General features: G+C 67.9%; 14 protein-coding genes and 4 pseudogenes. 7 read left to right on the top strand and 11 right to left on the bottom strand.

All coding sequences use genetic code 11. The annotated features are described in order from the left end of the window. Window positions 1-355: 355 nt before the first annotated feature. Both AOQ53_RS11455 and AOQ53_RS11450 read right to left on the bottom strand, forming a co-directional pair. Window positions 356-718: a hypothetical protein gene (locus AOQ53_RS11455; RefSeq protein WP_059416902.1), complete on the bottom strand. Its 363-nt coding sequence runs from the start codon at window positions 716-718 to the stop codon at window positions 356-358. A 75-nt stretch (window positions 719-793) separates the two neighbouring features. Further along, window positions 794-1635, bottom strand: a pseudogene (locus AOQ53_RS11450) (IS630 family transposase); the annotation flags it as partial. Window positions 1636-1901: 266 nt separating this feature from the next. Here AOQ53_RS11450 and AOQ53_RS11445 point away from each other — a divergent pair. After that, a complete protein-coding gene (locus AOQ53_RS11445) occupies window positions 1902-2711 on the top strand; it encodes an IS5 family transposase (protein WP_099054577.1) in 810 nt (269 codons plus the stop codon). Here AOQ53_RS11445 and AOQ53_RS11440 read toward each other — a convergent pair. From AOQ53_RS11440 to AOQ53_RS11435, 4 genes and pseudogenes are all read right to left on the bottom strand, one after another. Continuing rightward, on the bottom strand, window positions 2650-3156 hold the full coding sequence (locus AOQ53_RS11440; RefSeq protein WP_059416908.1) for a hypothetical protein: 507 nt from the start codon (window positions 3154-3156) through the stop codon (window positions 2650-2652). The genes AOQ53_RS11445 and AOQ53_RS11440 overlap by 62 nt on opposite strands. 120 nt (window positions 3157-3276) lie before the next feature. Beyond that, a pseudogene (locus AOQ53_RS40810) lies at window positions 3277-3504 on the bottom strand (helix-turn-helix domain-containing protein); the annotation flags it as partial. A 60-nt stretch (window positions 3505-3564) separates the two neighbouring features. Continuing rightward, window positions 3565-3903, bottom strand: a complete 339-nt coding sequence (locus AOQ53_RS48030; RefSeq protein WP_408055153.1) for a pentapeptide repeat-containing protein — start codon at window positions 3901-3903, stop codon at window positions 3565-3567. Between the two features lie 43 nt (window positions 3904-3946). Next, window positions 3947-4471 carry a hypothetical protein gene (locus AOQ53_RS11435; RefSeq protein ID WP_059416900.1) on the bottom strand — a complete coding sequence of 175 codons (525 nt, stop codon included), beginning with the start codon at window positions 4469-4471 and terminating at the stop codon, window positions 3947-3949. A gap of 595 nt (window positions 4472-5066) precedes the next feature. Here AOQ53_RS11435 and AOQ53_RS11430 point away from each other — a divergent pair. From AOQ53_RS11430 to AOQ53_RS11415, 4 genes are all read left to right on the top strand, one after another. Continuing rightward, window positions 5067-5585, top strand: coding sequence for a toxin-antitoxin system HicB family antitoxin (locus tag AOQ53_RS11430; RefSeq protein ID WP_059416899.1), 519 nt, complete (start codon window positions 5067-5069; stop codon window positions 5583-5585). Between the two features lie 83 nt (window positions 5586-5668). Continuing rightward, the gene (locus AOQ53_RS11425; RefSeq protein WP_059416898.1) at window positions 5669-6517 is read left to right on the top strand and encodes a DUF4097 family beta strand repeat-containing protein; all 849 of its coding nucleotides are present in this window, start codon (window positions 5669-5671) and stop codon (window positions 6515-6517) included. 58 nt (window positions 6518-6575) lie between these two features. Next, window positions 6576-7568, top strand: a complete 993-nt coding sequence (locus tag AOQ53_RS11420; RefSeq protein WP_174523272.1) for an ATP-binding cassette domain-containing protein — start codon at window positions 6576-6578, stop codon at window positions 7566-7568. Then, a complete protein-coding gene (locus AOQ53_RS11415; RefSeq protein WP_059416896.1) occupies window positions 7565-8383 on the top strand; it encodes an ABC transporter permease in 819 nt (272 codons plus the stop codon). Before AOQ53_RS11420 ends, AOQ53_RS11415 begins: the two co-directional genes overlap by 4 nt. Window positions 8384-8573: 190 nt before the next feature. Here the strand turns inward: AOQ53_RS11415 and AOQ53_RS45200 are convergent, their stop codons facing one another. Together AOQ53_RS45200 and AOQ53_RS11410 are read right to left on the bottom strand one after the other, a co-directional pair. After that, a complete protein-coding gene (locus AOQ53_RS45200; protein WP_174523271.1) occupies window positions 8574-8711 on the bottom strand; it encodes a hypothetical protein in 138 nt (45 codons plus the stop codon). 50 nt (window positions 8712-8761) lie between these two features. After that, window positions 8762-9955: pseudogene (locus AOQ53_RS11410) on the bottom strand (IS3 family transposase). Window positions 9956-10090: 135 nt separating this feature from the next. Here AOQ53_RS11410 and AOQ53_RS11400 point away from each other — a divergent pair. Then, a complete protein-coding gene (locus AOQ53_RS11400) occupies window positions 10091-10663 on the top strand; it encodes a S1 RNA-binding domain-containing protein (RefSeq protein ID WP_059416894.1) in 573 nt (190 codons plus the stop codon). Between the two features lie 79 nt (window positions 10664-10742). Further along, window positions 10743-11431: pseudogene (locus tag AOQ53_RS48385) on the top strand (IS6 family transposase). 247 nt (window positions 11432-11678) lie between these two features. Here the strand turns inward: AOQ53_RS48385 and AOQ53_RS11390 are convergent. The 3 genes from AOQ53_RS11390 to AOQ53_RS11380 all read right to left on the bottom strand — a co-directional run bounded on the left by AOQ53_RS11390 (window position 11679) and on the right by AOQ53_RS11380 (window position 14184). Further along, window positions 11679-12935, bottom strand: coding sequence for an MFS transporter (locus AOQ53_RS11390; RefSeq protein WP_059416893.1), 1257 nt, complete (start codon window positions 12933-12935; stop codon window positions 11679-11681). Next, window positions 12926-13423: a MarR family winged helix-turn-helix transcriptional regulator gene (locus tag AOQ53_RS11385; protein ID WP_059416892.1), complete on the bottom strand. Its 498-nt coding sequence runs from the start codon at window positions 13421-13423 to the stop codon at window positions 12926-12928. The genes AOQ53_RS11390 and AOQ53_RS11385 overlap by 10 nt, the downstream gene beginning before the upstream one ends. Window positions 13424-13617: 194 nt before the next feature. After that, a complete protein-coding gene (locus AOQ53_RS11380) occupies window positions 13618-14184 on the bottom strand; it encodes a hypothetical protein (protein WP_236711659.1) in 567 nt (188 codons plus the stop codon). Window positions 14185-14542: the final 358 nt, after the last annotated feature.

The following is a 14542-nucleotide window of genomic DNA, read 5'->3' as shown; positions in this document are numbered from 1 at the left end:
CGCCCCCGCTCATGGCTTCCTACTGGCCGACGAATCGTCGCACATACTCGCCAAATGAGATGACGTCTAGAGATCCATGCGTGCAGCTACCTTCCCACTGATGTACACGCCGTCGCCGCATACACAGCAGCGTGTTCGGCGCAAAGGGTCTTGCCCGCAGTGATGGAAACCGAAGGCGCTGAGGAGGCCCTGAGGATCAGAACCTTTCTGGGACACAGCTCTTGGGCTACCAGGTCTACCGCTTCGGCCAGACGAATCGGAGGACAGAGAGTTGGCGGGTCCCTTGCTCGCTACTGAACTTGAATTCGTGATGTCGGCGGTGTCGCGGACCCCGCTGGGCGCTGGTCGTTCGGGATCAAGAGCGTGTCTGCAACCAGTTACACGCGGCGGCCAGTGTCACTTCGATGTCGTCGCTCCATGAACAGACTTCCAGCCACGACAGGTAGCCGCCCTGGGTGAAGACCAGGACCTCACCTGGGCACTCGCCGGCTTCGGTGACGAGCTGCGATTCGGCCGCCACTACCGTGCCGGGGCCGGTGGGTGCAGGTTCCATCTTGCTGGTGTCGAGCTCGAAGTAGGCGGTGCCACACCCACATGTGCAGCGCGCTCGCACGCTGAGGTGCGGAACCTGCCTTCGGAGCGCGATATGAACCAGAGTGCCCCCATTCAGGACTGCCGCAAGCATGTCGGCTACGTCGACAGGCAGGCTCTCGTTCATCTCGTCACCGTATCTGACCAGCGACCTTAGACTCCGACCGTGCAGGACCCATCACCGATCGGCCAGCCAGCGTGTTCACGCTTCCAGCACCAGGCCGGTGCCAGCGAGGCAGCCATTGATGACCTCCGGTTTGTACTGCAGCATCTTGAGCTTGCGCTCCACGGCACGGGTGGTCTGGCTGAGGTCGGCTGCGGCGAGGTTGCCGATGTCGCGCTTGACCAGCGACCAGACGCCTTCTTGCGGGTTCAGGTCTGGCGCGTAGGTGGGCAGCTGGAGGACCGTGAGCCAGTCCGCGTTCGCTTCGATGAACGCCCGTAAGGACTTGGTCAGGTGGAGGCGGACGTTGTCCCAGACCAGGACGATCGGGCCGCCGAGCTGGAAGCGGGCGCGGATCAGCAGATCGCGGAAGTCGCGCCAGCCGCAGCCTTTGGGCTGGTCCTTGCGCCCGGTGTACTCGCGGACGGAGTAGAAGAGCCGGGACCGCTCGCCAGCCTTGTAGCAGGTCATGCCTGCCATCGATACCCGGCCCGAGCCCCGGCCGCGCACGCGGACCACCGGGGTGCAGCCCCTCCGGCCCCAGGACCTGGCTTGCGGCGGCGTCAGCGACTGACCGGCCTCGTCCTCGAAGACGATCCATCCGTCGCAGGCCGCCGTGGTGCTCTTACCCGCGGCCAGACCTCCTTCTTCCACAGGTCCACCGCAGCGTCGTCACGCTCGATCGCGCGGCGGGCCGGTTGCTGCCACGACCAGCCATGCCGCTTCAGTAACCGCCATGTTCCCTCGACTGTGTAGCTCACGTGGAACAGCTGGCCGATCAGCGTCTTCACGCGGGCCAGGGTCCACCGCTGGTCGACCCGGCCGTGGACCAGGGGGCCGCGCTCCAACTCCCGCTCCGGCTTGGCGACCTGCTTCTCACTGGCCGTTCTCTATCCGTCCGTGTGGTCGGAGGGGTTCGAACAGGGGCCTGGTTCGGGTGAGCCCGCCGGTGCAGGTGCATGGAAGAAGGGCCTCTTGGTAGCTCGCGGTTGTCGAATCCAGCGAGAAGCAAGAGGCCCTGATGTCGAAGTGTCGCGTGGTCTTGGTCGCCGAGTCCAGTTCGTCCACTCCTGGGTGTGACTGCCTCGCCCACAGGTTCGGGAACGCGGCCGACCGGCCGGAGCGCCGGCCCCGGTACGACTCGGACATGAGCGATGCGGAGTGGGCGGTCGTGCGGGATCTGCTGCCGGTGCCTGGATGGCTGGCAGGCCGGGGCGGTCGGCCGGAGGGCTACTGCCACCGGCAGATGATCGACGCGGTGCGCTACCTCGTCGACAATGGCATCAAGTGGCGGGCGATGCCCGCCGACTTCCCGCCGTGGGACCGGGTTTATGCCTTCTTCGCCCGCTGGCGGGACACGGGGCTGGTGGCCGAACTGCATGACCGGCTGCGCGAGGCCGTCCGCGGAGCTGAGGGCCGCAGGCCGGAGCCGAGCGCAGGCGTCGTGGACTCGCAGTCGGTGAAGGCGGACGCCACCGTTACCCACGCCTCGCGAGGCTTCGACGCCGGGAAGAAGATCAACGGGCGCAAGCGTCACTTGCTCACTGACACCCTCGGGCTTCTGCTGGCTGTGCTGGTCACGCCGGCGTCCACGACCGACCGGGACGCGGCCCGCATTCTGCTGCCTGCGGCGAAGAATCATTTCCGGCGGCTGGTGCGGGTCTGGGCCGACGGCGGTTACACCGGCCACCTCACCGACTGGACCGTCCAGCACCTCGGAGTCGTCCTCGACATCGTCCGCCGCAGCGACGACGTCCAAGGTTTTCAGGTCCTGCCCCGCCGCTGGGTCGTCGAGAGATCTTTCGCCTGGCTCCTGCGCAGCCGACGCCTGGTTCGTGACTACGAACGGCGCGCCGACACCAGCGAGACCGTCGTCCTGTGGTCGATGACCATGCTCATGAGCCGCCGCCTGGTCGCCCAGCACCAGCAGTGTCTTGCTCCGTCGCGGGCAGCGTGAACCTGCCTGGCTTCTCCTCGATCAGCCAGCCTCGTTCCACGAGCCGTTTGAGCCGGGCCCTCGCCCCCTCGACACGGGAGGCGGAGGCGGTGTCCCAGCCCAGCACCACCGCCGCCCGCCGGGCACTCAGCCCATCGGCTCCCGCCTCCAGGGCAGCGGCCATCAACGCCTGGTAGTCCACCGACAGCACCTCGGTTCCGGCCGCGTCGTGGCGGTGAGGCACCGCCCGGCGCGGGCCTACCGGCCTCGTCTGCGACACGACGACGGCCTCGGCGGGCGCATCCCCCTCGGCCAGCGCCTCCAGATACTGCTCCGGACCGATCACCCGGCGTCTGAGCACCTCCTCTGCCTCCGTCAGAGCCACCCGCACCCGCTCCAACTCGGCTTCGAGGTCTTCCACCCGCACCGCCGCGGCCTTCTGCCGCGCTTCCAACACCGCCCGCATCGACGGCATCCGCCACCCCCACGACATCTCAGCCAGCAACGAGCCGAGACTTCCGCGACAGCCGCGATCTCATGTCTGACCAGCAAAAGTCACACACGAGGTTCGGAAAGAGAACGACCTCTCACTGAGCCTCGGCCGCCCGGGTGAGCCCTTCGACAGGACTCCAGCCTCGCCGCGCTCGCGCCAATGGCGGCGCCACCGCTCGACCGACCGCTCGCTGACCCGCAGCGCGGCAGCTATCTCCCGGTTCTTGTCCCCACGCTCGAAGCGTTCCACGGCCCGAAGCCGGATCCGCTCCCGCGCGGCCCTCCCAGCGTCGGTCAACCCGCCGCCCTGCGCGTATCTCACGGTCCAGAGCTACCCGAGCTGAGCGGCCGCCGTCAGGCGAACGGCGCCGACATCTCAAGTTCAGTAGTGGCGTGGCAAAGGCGTAAGGCGGCTGTGGAGGCCCACCGAGTGCGCTTGCATCCAGTACGGGCTGCCGCGGCCTCCACCGTCACAGGGCTGCCGAACCGTGCCGATGGACAAGACGAGCGCTTTTGAACAGACCAGTGGCCCCAACAGCTCTGCCACCTCAAACTGCGCCGCGGAGAACCTGGCGTCGTCGGAGAACCGCGCCTCGTAGAACCAGGCAGTGCCGGAGAACTGCGCCGCGGAGAACCAGGCGCCGTCGGGTTCTTCCCCGGAACCGGCCTGTCGCTGCCCGGCTGAAGGGGCGTCAGCGGCAAATGCGGCGCTAACGACGATTCAGAGGACACCTGCCCGCGCGGCACGCCGCCCGGCGGACCAGTCAGGCGGCGTAGCAGAGCACCGCGGGGCTTGCCGGGGCCGCGGTGCGGGCCACGGTCGCGTGCACGGAACGGGCGGTGCGAACGGTGGGCGCGGCCTGCGCGCGGTTCCGCGCGAAGACGACGAGGCGCAGCACCGCGAACCGCGCGACACCGGCGAGTGCGGAGGCGGACAGGTAGACGACCTGCTCCAGAACCGCACCGGGCGCCGCCACCATCTGCTGCAGGACAAGCATCGCCACGCAGGTCAATGCGTATGCGGCCGCCGCGGACCCGGCCGACTGCGCATGCTGGCGCCAGGTCGCGCGCCCGCCCGCGCCGAAGGTGAAGCGGGCGTGCAGCTCGGTGGCGAGGAGCGTGGAGACCACGGTGATCAGCGCGTTGGCCAGAGCCCAGGGAATCCAGGAGGCGAGGGCCGCCACGGCGAAGCTGGAGGTGATCCCCACCCCACCGCCGCAGAGCACGAAGCGGGCGAAGGCGGTGAAGGCGGCGGGCGCCGCCTGCTCCTGACTCTGTGCTGTCTCCATGATCCGACCCCTTTGATGGCTCACTCCTCGAAAACGCGCACCCCTCGGCCTGTAAGGCCAAGGGGTGCGCCGCTCGTGATGTCACTATGGCACATTGATGGCGCCATAGTGAACCCAAATGGCGCCATCATGTGGATGCAGTCGCGGATGTGGCAGGCCAGGGACTCGCCACAGCTTCGGCGCGCGCCGTAGGCCTGGTGAATGCCGTGGTGCGCGCCAGAGTGTTCCCGCCTGCGCGTCGGCTGATGCCGGCCCGGGACGCTCTGAGGTTCGCTTCGTCCGGCGTCGATGCCCTGTGGGCGACTGGATGGGCCCCTGCGTTACTGAGTTCTGGGCCTGGGGTCGGCCCAGCCGCGCACCGAGAGGCGGCACCTTCTCGCGGCATCGCACGGCGCCACTTGAACGAGGTGGCACCGTACGGCGTCACTCGGCGCCATTCCGCGCTCCCGGAAACGTATGAGCGTGCATGGCGCCGCAATGACTCGGGGCGTCCTACCCGCGTTTCCGCAGATCAGGCTGACCCCCCTCAAGCCCAACCCGTATGAGGTGCCGTTCGGGCTTGCAAGTGGCGCCATTGCGGTGCCATGATGGCGTCATGGACCTCACCCCGTATGTCGACGCCCTCCGCCGCGAACTCGCGGTGGCCGCCGAAGCCGGCGGCGACGAAGCCCGGGAGCTGGCCGAGAGGCTCATTGCGCCCCTGGAGTCGGCGACCCGCCTGACCATGCTCAACGTGCTCTCCGCCGCGATGGACGAGATCACCCGCGAACTCGCCCCCGGCTCGGTCGACGTACGGCTGCGCGGACTCGATCCCGACTTCGTGGTGACACCGCCGCCCACCGACGGCGGCGCCCCCGCGGAGCCGGCCGCGCCCGTCGAACCTCTCAGGGCCCCGGCCCCGGCCGACGGTGACGAGGGCGGCACCGCCCGCGTCAACCTACGCCTGCCGGCTCATCTCAAGGCCCGCGCAGAGGAGGCCGCGAGCCGCGAGGGCCTGTCGGTCAACGCGTGGCTGGTGCGCGCCGTGTCGGCCGCAGTCGACGGCGGCACCCGGTCGCGTACGCCGGAGAAGGCCCAGACCGTCGGACAGAGCTTCACGGGCTGGGTGCGCTAGCCGCGCCTCCACCAGCACCAGTTCACCCCACACCACGTCCCACGAGCGGGGACGACCCAAGGACTCAAGAGGACGGGACAGCCATGCCTTCTTTCGACACTCCCGAACCGATCTCGGTCACCGCGCGCGTGGAGGCCGGTTCCATCCAGTTCACCGCGAGCGACCGCCCCGACACCGTCGTCGAGGTGCGGCCCCGCGACCCGAAGAAGGACCTGGACGTACGGGCGGCCGAGCAGACCGAGGTCACCTACGCCGGCGGCGCACTGACCGTCAGGACGCCCAAGGGCAATCTGCTCGGGCTCGGCCGCACCGGCACCGTCGACGTGACGGTCGAACTGCCCACCGACTCGCGCATCGACATGACCGGCGCCTGGGCCCAGGTGCTCGGCGAGGGCCGGCTCGGCGAGGTCCGCGTGAAGACCTCGTCCGGCGACGTCCGCCTCGACACGACGGGCCCGCTCCAGCTGACCGCGTCGCACGGCTCGATCACCGTGGACCGCATCGAGGGCAGGGCCGAGATCACCACCAGCTCCGGCAGCCTGCGCGTCGGCCTCGTCGACGGCCCCGCCGTCCTGAAGAACTCCCACGGCACCACCACCGTCGACGCCGCGACCGGCGAGCTGCGGGTGAGCGGCGCCAACGGCGACATCGAGATCCGGCGCGCCGGGGACTCGGTCACCGCCACCACCGCCCACGGCACCCTGCGCGTAGGCGAAGTGGCCCGCGGCACCGTCCAGCTGGAGACCAACTACGGCGCCATCGACATCGGCGTCCGCGAAGGCACGGCCGCCTGGCTCGACCTCAGCTCGAACTCCGGCCAGGTACGCAACACCCTCACCACGTCCGAGACCCCGGAGCAGACCGAGGACACGGTCAAGGTCCGCGCCCGCACCAAGTACGGCAACATCGACGTCCGGCGGGCCCGGGCCTGAGCACCACATCGTCAACCGGCCCCTTTCCCACCCACTTCAGCCTTCGATCGGAGGGCTCATGCCTTCATTTGTCATGCCCACGCTCGCGCAGGGCGACGGTCCGCAGTCGTCGGCCGCCGTCTCCACCGTCGGTCTGCGCAAGTCGTACGGCGACAAGACCGTCCTCGACGGCATCGACCTGCGCATCCCGGCCGGGTCCGTGTTCGCGCTGCTCGGGCCCAACGGCGCCGGCAAGACCACCGCCGTGAAGATCCTGTCCACGCTCATCACCGCCGACGGCGGACAGGCCCAGGTCGCGGGCCACGACCTCGCCACCTCACCGGACGGGGTACGCGCCGCGATCGGTGTCACCGGGCAGTTCTCCGCCGTCGACGGCCTGATCACCGGCGAGGAGAACATGCTCCTCATGGCGGACCTGCACCACCTCTCCAAACGCGAGGGACGGCAGGTCACCGCCGAGCTGCTGGAACGGTTCGACCTCACCGAGGCCGCGAAGAAGCCCGCCTCCACCTACTCCGGCGGGATGAAGCGCCGCCTCGACATCGCCATGACCCTGGTCGGCAACCCGCGGATCATCTTCCTCGACGAACCGACCACCGGCCTCGACCCGCGCTCCCGCCACAACATGTGGCAGATCATCCGCGAACTCGTCTCCGACGGCGTCACCGTCTTCCTCACCACCCAATACCTGGAAGAGGCCGACGAGCTCGCCGACCGCATCGCGGTGCTGAACGACGGCAAGATCGCCGCCGAGGGCACCGCCGACGAGCTGAAGCGGCTGATCCCAGGCGGGCATGTCCGTCTGCGCTTCACCGACCCGTCCGCATACCAGAGAGCCGCCTCCGCGCTGCGCGAGGTCACCCGGGACGACGAGGCGCTGGCACTGCAGATCCCCAGCGACGGCAGCCAGCGCGAGCTGCGCTCCATCCTCGACTGGCTGGACTCCGCCGGCATCGAGGCCAACGAGCTGACCATGCACACCCCCGACCTCGACGACGTGTTCTTCGCCCTGACCGGCGGCACCGACCAGTCCAAGGAGGCTGTCCGATGAGCACCCCCCTGGCTCCCGCCCGCCCGGCCCGGCTCTCCCTCGCCCTGCGCGACTCCTCCACGATGCTGCGCCGCAACCTCCTGCACGCGCGGCGCTACCCGTCCCTCACTCTGAACCTGCTGCTCACACCGATCGTCCTGCTGCTGCTGTTCGTCTACGTCTTCGGCGACGTGATGAGCGCGGGCATCGGCGGTGGTGGCGCCGACCGCTCGGAGTACATCGCGTATCTCGTCCCGGGCATCCTGCTGATGACCATTGGCGGCACCCTGGTCGGCACCGCGGTGTCCGTCTCCATGGACATGACCGAGGGCATCATCGCCCGCTTCCGCACCATGGCGATCCACCGCGGCTCCGTGCTCATCGGACACGTCATCAGCAGCGTGGTGCAGTCGGTCATCAGCGTGACTCTCGTCGGCGCCGTCGGCGTGGCCATCGGCTTCCGTTCCACGGATGCCACGGCCCTGGAGTGGATCGCGGCGTTCGGGCTGCTCGCGCTGTTCGCCCTGGCGTTCACCTGGATCGCGGTCGGTATGGGCATGGTCAGCCCGAGCGCCGAGGCTGCCAGCAACAACGCGCTGCCGCTGGTCTTCCTGCCGCTCATCTCCAGCGCCTTCGTCCCGGTCGACGCGATGCCGGGCTGGTTCCAGCCGATCGCCGAGTACCAGCCGTTCACGCCCGCCATCGAGACGCTGCGCGGACTGCTACTCGGCACCGAGATCGGCAACAACTGGTGGATCACCATCGTCTGGTGCCTGAGCCTGGCGGCGCTCGGCTACCGCTGGTCGAAGGCGGTGTTCAACCGCGACCCGAAGTGACCGCGCGGACTGCCTCCGGCAGCTCGTCCCGCTCGAGGGCGGCGTACTCCGACACCGCGTCGGCATACGCCGCCCCGTCGGCGTTGTCCACCGTCTGCCGGAGTACCAGGCGATGGGCATAGGCTCTCCGGCCCATGCCGTACCCGCAAGGCGAACGGCAGTCGCCAGATGCCGCCAGCACGGGGGAGTCTCAGTTGTGGCGGCCTGTGTCGGCCCCGGCCAGCCCCGTCCCGAGAAGCACGTATGCGGCGAGGGCCAGGACCGGTATGTGCCCGCCCGCGCGGTCGATGTCGTCGGTGAAGTACCCGGACAACCCCAGCCAGACCAACCCACCGACAGTGAGCTGCCCCGAGTTCCGTAGAGTCCGGTGATCTTGTTTCAGGCGGACTGCGGGGTTTGCTTCTGTCTCCGCCAGAAGGCTTGCTCGTGCTCGGCCGGTGGCACGTAGTCGAGTGCGGAATGGAGGCGTTTCTTCGTTGTACGACGTGACCCACTGGAAGATCGCCCGCTCGACCTGGTCGACGTCCTTCCAGGGGCCCTGCATCTCGATCAGTTCGGCCTTGAAGGTGCCGTTCAGGGCCTCGGCCATCGCGTTGTCATAGCTGTCCGCGACGGAGCCGACCGAGGCGGCGGCGCCGATCTCGGCGAGCCGGTCGGTGTACCGAATGGATACATATTGCGAGCCGCGGTCGCTGTGATGAATGAGGCCGGAGTCCTTCTTGATCCGGCGTCTCCACAGCGCCATCTCCAGGGCGTCCAGCGGAAGTTCGGTCCGCATGTGATTCGCGACCTGCCAGCCGACGATCATCCGCGAGTACACGTCCAGGACGAACGCCACATACACCCAGCCCGACCACGTGCGGACATACGTCATGTCCGCCACCCACAGCTGGTCGGGGCGGGAGGCGGTGAAGTCACGGTCGACCAGGTCCGGCGGGCGGGGCGCCGACGGCTCCGGCACGGTAGTCCTGCGACGTTGACCACGGATGACGCCCTCCAGGCCCAGCTCACGCATCAGCCGTTCGACGGTGCAGCGAGCCACCTCGACGCCCTTGCGCCGCAGCGCGTGGGTGATCCGGCGGGCACCATAGGTGCCGCCCGACTCGGCATGGACCTGCTCGATCAGGGGCGTGAGCTGCTCGTCCCGCAGCCGGCGGGCCGACTTCGGCCGCTTCTTGCGTGCGTAGTAGGCCGACTCGGACCAGCCGAGCACCCGGCATACGGGCCCGACCCCGAAGCCGCTGTCCTTCAGGCTGTCGATCACCTGGTCGGGCTCGTCCGGGGACGGTCGAGCTCCTGGGCAAAAAGCGCGCTCGCCGCTTTGAGGATCTCGTTGGCCCGCCTCAACTCCGCGACTTCTTTGCGGAGTTGCTTCAGCTCCTCAAGCTCGACGCTGGTCAGCCGGTCGTCGCGTTCGCCGCTGTCTGCCTCGGCTTGGCGGACCCAGCCGCGCAGGGCCTCCTTGTGGATGCCCAGGTCCTTCGCGACGTGTGCGATCGGTCGGCCGGTGGTGCGGACCTCGCGGACGGCTCGCTCGCGGAGCTCGTCGGGGTATTTACGTGGTGCTGGCACTGCTCGTGGTTCTCCTTCGGGCCAGGATCATAAGCCTGGCTTCAGGGACTCCACGAAACGGGGTGCAGCTCACCCACCCTGGACGACCGGACCGCACCTCCCGCCCAGCACAGCTCCTCGTGAAAGGCTGGGGGCATGATGGGCGGGCGGTCTGAGAACCCAGAACTCTGGACGTTCCTGGAATCACTGCACTGCGGTGAGCACCTTTCCGGCACCGTCACAGCGATCGAACGGTTCGGCGTATTCGTAGCACTGGACGACGGCCCCGACCATCCGGTCTTCCCCGGCGTCGGGTTCATCACCATCCCCGAACTGTCCTGGCGGCGCATCGAAGCAGCATCCGACGTCGTACAGGTCGGACAGCGGGTCTCATGCGAGTTCCTCCAGTTCGACACATGGAACCTGGAGGCCAGACTGTCCTTGCGAGCGACGCAGCCGGACCCTTTCCAGGCATTCGCCGGCAGCATCGCGGTAGGGCAGAAACTGCACGGACAGGTCACCAAGCTGGTCCCATTCGGCGTCTTCGTCCGGGTCGCCGACGGAATCGAGGGACTGGTCCACCTGCGAGAACTCACCTGGACGCCCGCGCAAGCTCCGTCGGATGTCGTCCACGTCGGCGACGAGGTCACGGTCGTCGTCACCGAGATCGACCGAGAGCGACGAAGGCTGGTCCTCTCCCGACGACAAGCCTCATCCGAGCACCAGTGACTCTTCCGGGTTCCCGCGGCGGTTCCCTTGCACGAGCGTTCGCGAGGGCACTGTCAACTTGGCGGTCGGGCTCCGTGAGATGGTCTTCGAGTCGGTCGTCTCGGGGAGGGTCTGTTCGTGGAGGCCCGTGCCGCCGTCGTACAAGGGCTTTCGGTATCAGGGCGAGGTCATTGCTCACTGCGTGGCTGTACCACCGTTTCCCGCTGTCGTTCCGGGAGGTCGAGGAACTCATGCTCGAGCGGGGTGTCACGGTGTCGTACGAGACGGTCCGGCAGTGGTGCGCCAAGTTCGGCCAGGCCTACGCCAACCAGTTGCGGCGCCGGTGTCCGCGGCCGGGTGACAAGGGGTACATGGACGAGGTCTTCCTCAAGACCAACGGGAAGCTCCAGTACCTCTGGCGCGCTGTGGACCAGGACGGCAACGTCCTCGACATTCTCGTCCAGTCCAAGCGGAACGCGCAGGCGGCCAAGCGGTTCTTTCGCCGTCTGCTCAAGGAATACGGGTATGTGCCCCGGGTGATCGTGACGGACAAGGTGCGCTCTTACGGCGCCGCCCACCGCGAGGTCATGCCCTCGGCCGAGCACCGTCAGTCGAAGTAGCTCAACAACCGGGCCTGAGACCAGCCACCAGCCAACGAGACAGCGGGAACGCGCTATGCGGCGCTTCACCCACCAGGGCACGCCAGAGATTCCTGTTCGCAGCGGCTTCTCAGCCCACTTCCGCCCTCATCGCCACCTGCTCACAGCCTGTGGCCACCCACCGAAATGACCCAACCGTTTCACCACCTGGCGCCAGGCCACCGGCTGTGCAGCCACAGCCTGAAGCCAACCGGCCCAGCGGTCCGCATGCCTCAACCCGGCCTCATCCTCACAAGTTTCAGAGCCCGGGCCAGAGATCCCGAAGAGTGCCGTGCACCCTTTGGACGGGTCGACGGATTCGTCGACCGATAGTTGGCCAGTCGGGATGCTGGAGGGCAGCTTGCGCCAGGCGTTTGTCTTGCGGCTCCGGCCCACGCTCATGGGCTGGCCGAGGCTGTATGGGCAGAGGAGGACGCGGAGGAACTGCGCAGGTCTGCCGTCGTGGCGCCCACCACGGCCACGGCACCGAGGCAAAGCAGGCCACCGCTGACGAGGGCTGTTGCTCCCGAGGTGGCGTCTGCCACGAGGCCGCCGCGCATGTTGCCGATGTCGGGCCCGGCTTGCCCGACGATCTGTTCAGCTGCACTGACGCGGCCAAGTAGCTCGTGAGGTGTGTGCATCTGGACGACGGTGCTCCGGGAGACGACGGAGACGGTGTCGGCGGCGCCGGCTATGACGAGGAAGGCCAAACCGACCCATCGGTTGGGTGATATGCCGAACAGCGTCAACGCTGCACCCCAGGTAGCGGAACCGCCGAGCATGACCAGGCCGGGGCGGGGGAAGCGGGTGAAGGTTCCGGAGAAGAGTGACGCTGCAACGCCGCCGACAGCGATGGCCGTGAGGAACAGTCCGAGGGTGCGTGGGTTGCCGTCGAACCGTTCGGCGTTGATCAAGGGAAACAGGCTGATGGGCATCGACAACACGGTGGTGGCCAGGTCTGTGAGCAGGGCCCCGCGAATGACGGGGGTGCGGCCCAAGAAGGCCAGGCCATCCAACACCCCCCGCAGGCCGGGCCGTGCAGGCTCATCTCCCGGGGGCATCTGCGGCAAGCCGAAGGCACCGCAGAACGCGGCGACGAACGTCAAGGCGTCGATCAGATAGCAGGCGCCGACTCCCAGCCCGCCCACGATCAATCCGCCGAGCGCGGGACCAAGCAGCATGGCGCCCTGGAAGGCGATTCGCCTCAACGCCAGTCCTGCGGCCAGTTGCTGCTTGGGCAGGAGGTGTGGGATGAAGGTGCGCGAGGCTGGGCCGCCGCCTGCGACGAAGCATGACTGAAGTGCGACGAGCCCCAGCACGCCGGCGGCAGGAACGTGCCCGAGGACGCCCTGCAGTGCGAGCAGGAGCGAACACACGGCCTGTCCACTGACCGTGAGCAGGTAGAATTTCCGGCGGTCCACCCGGTCGACGAGCGATCCGGCGAACGGTCCGAGCGCGATGAGCGGAACCGCCTGGGCCAGCCCGACGGCACCCGTCCAGATAGGGCTCTTCGTCATCTGCCAGACCTGGAACATGACGGCGACGAGCGTCATCTGGCTGCCGAAGCCGGACAGGGTCTGGCCGATCCACAACCGCCTGAACGGTGGTGACGACCGTAACGGAGTCACGTCGATCAGCGTGCGCTTCAGCCCCATGCGGGATCTTCCGCCAGCTTGGCGATCCGGTCGTGGAAGCTCTTGCGCTCCAGAGCCCGCTCGATATCGGTGACGACCTGGGAGAGAGGGTAGGGAATCTCGGCTTCCAGGTCAGCGACGGCGGCCTCGGTGGCCCGCCATTTCGCCGCCAGGCGATCCACGACGCGGCGGGCTTCGTCAGTGAGCGTCACCTTCCTGGTGCGTGCGTCGTCGCCCACGACGGTCTGAACCCAGCCGGCCGTGCGCATCGCGGCGACCTTCTGGCTGAGTGCCGAATGTGTGCGCTGGACCGACTCGGCCAGTTCCGCGATGGTCATGCGCCCGCAGGCGTGAAGCCGGAGCAACTCCATGACAAAGCTGGGCTTGAGCCCCTCGATCTGTTGCTCGGAGTAGATCCGGGCGATGTCGGCGTCCATGGACGCCTGCAGCAGATGCAGGGGCCGCCAGAGGCTCTGCTGCGTCGGGTCGAGCGCGGGGGTGTCGGCCACGCCGCGTATCGTAACAGCGCTTATATAAGCGCTGTTGCTTTTTGCTCTCGGCTTTCGACGAGAACCTCAAACACTTGTCTGGTTGCTGGCGATCTGGTCGGCGTATCGTCAGGAGCGGCTTGAGCTGGGCGTATTGGTGACCCAGCTGCGGAGGGAGGGAGTCGACGCGGCCGCCCGTGACGGAGTCCCGCCCCTCACCCGCGCGTGCGGCGCCGGTAGTAGTGCACGGTCACCACACCCAGCAGCGGCCCCCAGGCGGCCACAGGCAGATAACAGGCGGTCAGGAGCCAGTTGCCCCACGGCGTGATGTCCATCTGAGCGTGCAGGGTCGTCCAGACAAGCAATACCCCATAGACGCTGCACGCGAGTGTGCCAAAAGCCGCCGGGACAACCGCAGCACGTACCGGGACCGGACGGCCTCCGAGATACGGCAGCCAACGCGGCCACACTTCTCCCCACGGCCGCACCAACCCGAGTGTCAGCCAGGCCAGACCTTCTTGGGCCAGCGACAGCAAAGGCAGCACCAGCAGCCCCCAGCCGGGCAGGAGCATCGCATCGTACTCGGACTGTCCGAGTCCAAGCGGAACACCCAGCACGGCGGCGAGGCGCCACAAAGCCGACGGCAGAGACACCCAGACGACCGCAGCCGCCGCACGTCGCGCCCAGGCCGGAACGCCCGGGCCCGTCCGGTCCGATGCGCGGTCGGATAAATGCATTCCTCCGGTCGGCGCGTTGTCGGAGACGGGAACAGTGGTGGACATGCGGCACGCTCCTCGATCAGCAATGTCGTTCGATGCCCTTGATGCTTTCGCAGGCCCCCGCCGCCCGGCGTCCGGCCACGGCATGAACACCATCCGCCACATGGCGTAACAGCATTGCCGCCGTATCAGCCCAGAGACGTACGCGCAGCCACAGCCAGGCAGTGCTTCGCGGACCAGAGAGCGATTCCTGCGATGTGGAGCATGTCGCGGCCGCATGAAGGGCCATCAGGCGCCAGCGGCGTTGCTGGTTCTCATCGACATTTCCGAGCCGTGTGATCGCTAACTGACGGTTTCAAAATGGTTCGGCGAGAGACTAGAACTGCTTCTCCGCCGCCTGCCATTCTCGCCGCCGTGGCCA

The organism is Streptomyces azureus (assembly GCF_001270025.1).
In the GTDB taxonomy this organism is placed as follows: Bacteria; Actinomycetota; Actinomycetes; order Streptomycetales; family Streptomycetaceae; genus Streptomyces; species Streptomyces azureus.
The sequence above is the reverse complement of the archived record's forward strand: the minus strand, read 5'-3'. Positions and strand labels throughout refer to the sequence as shown.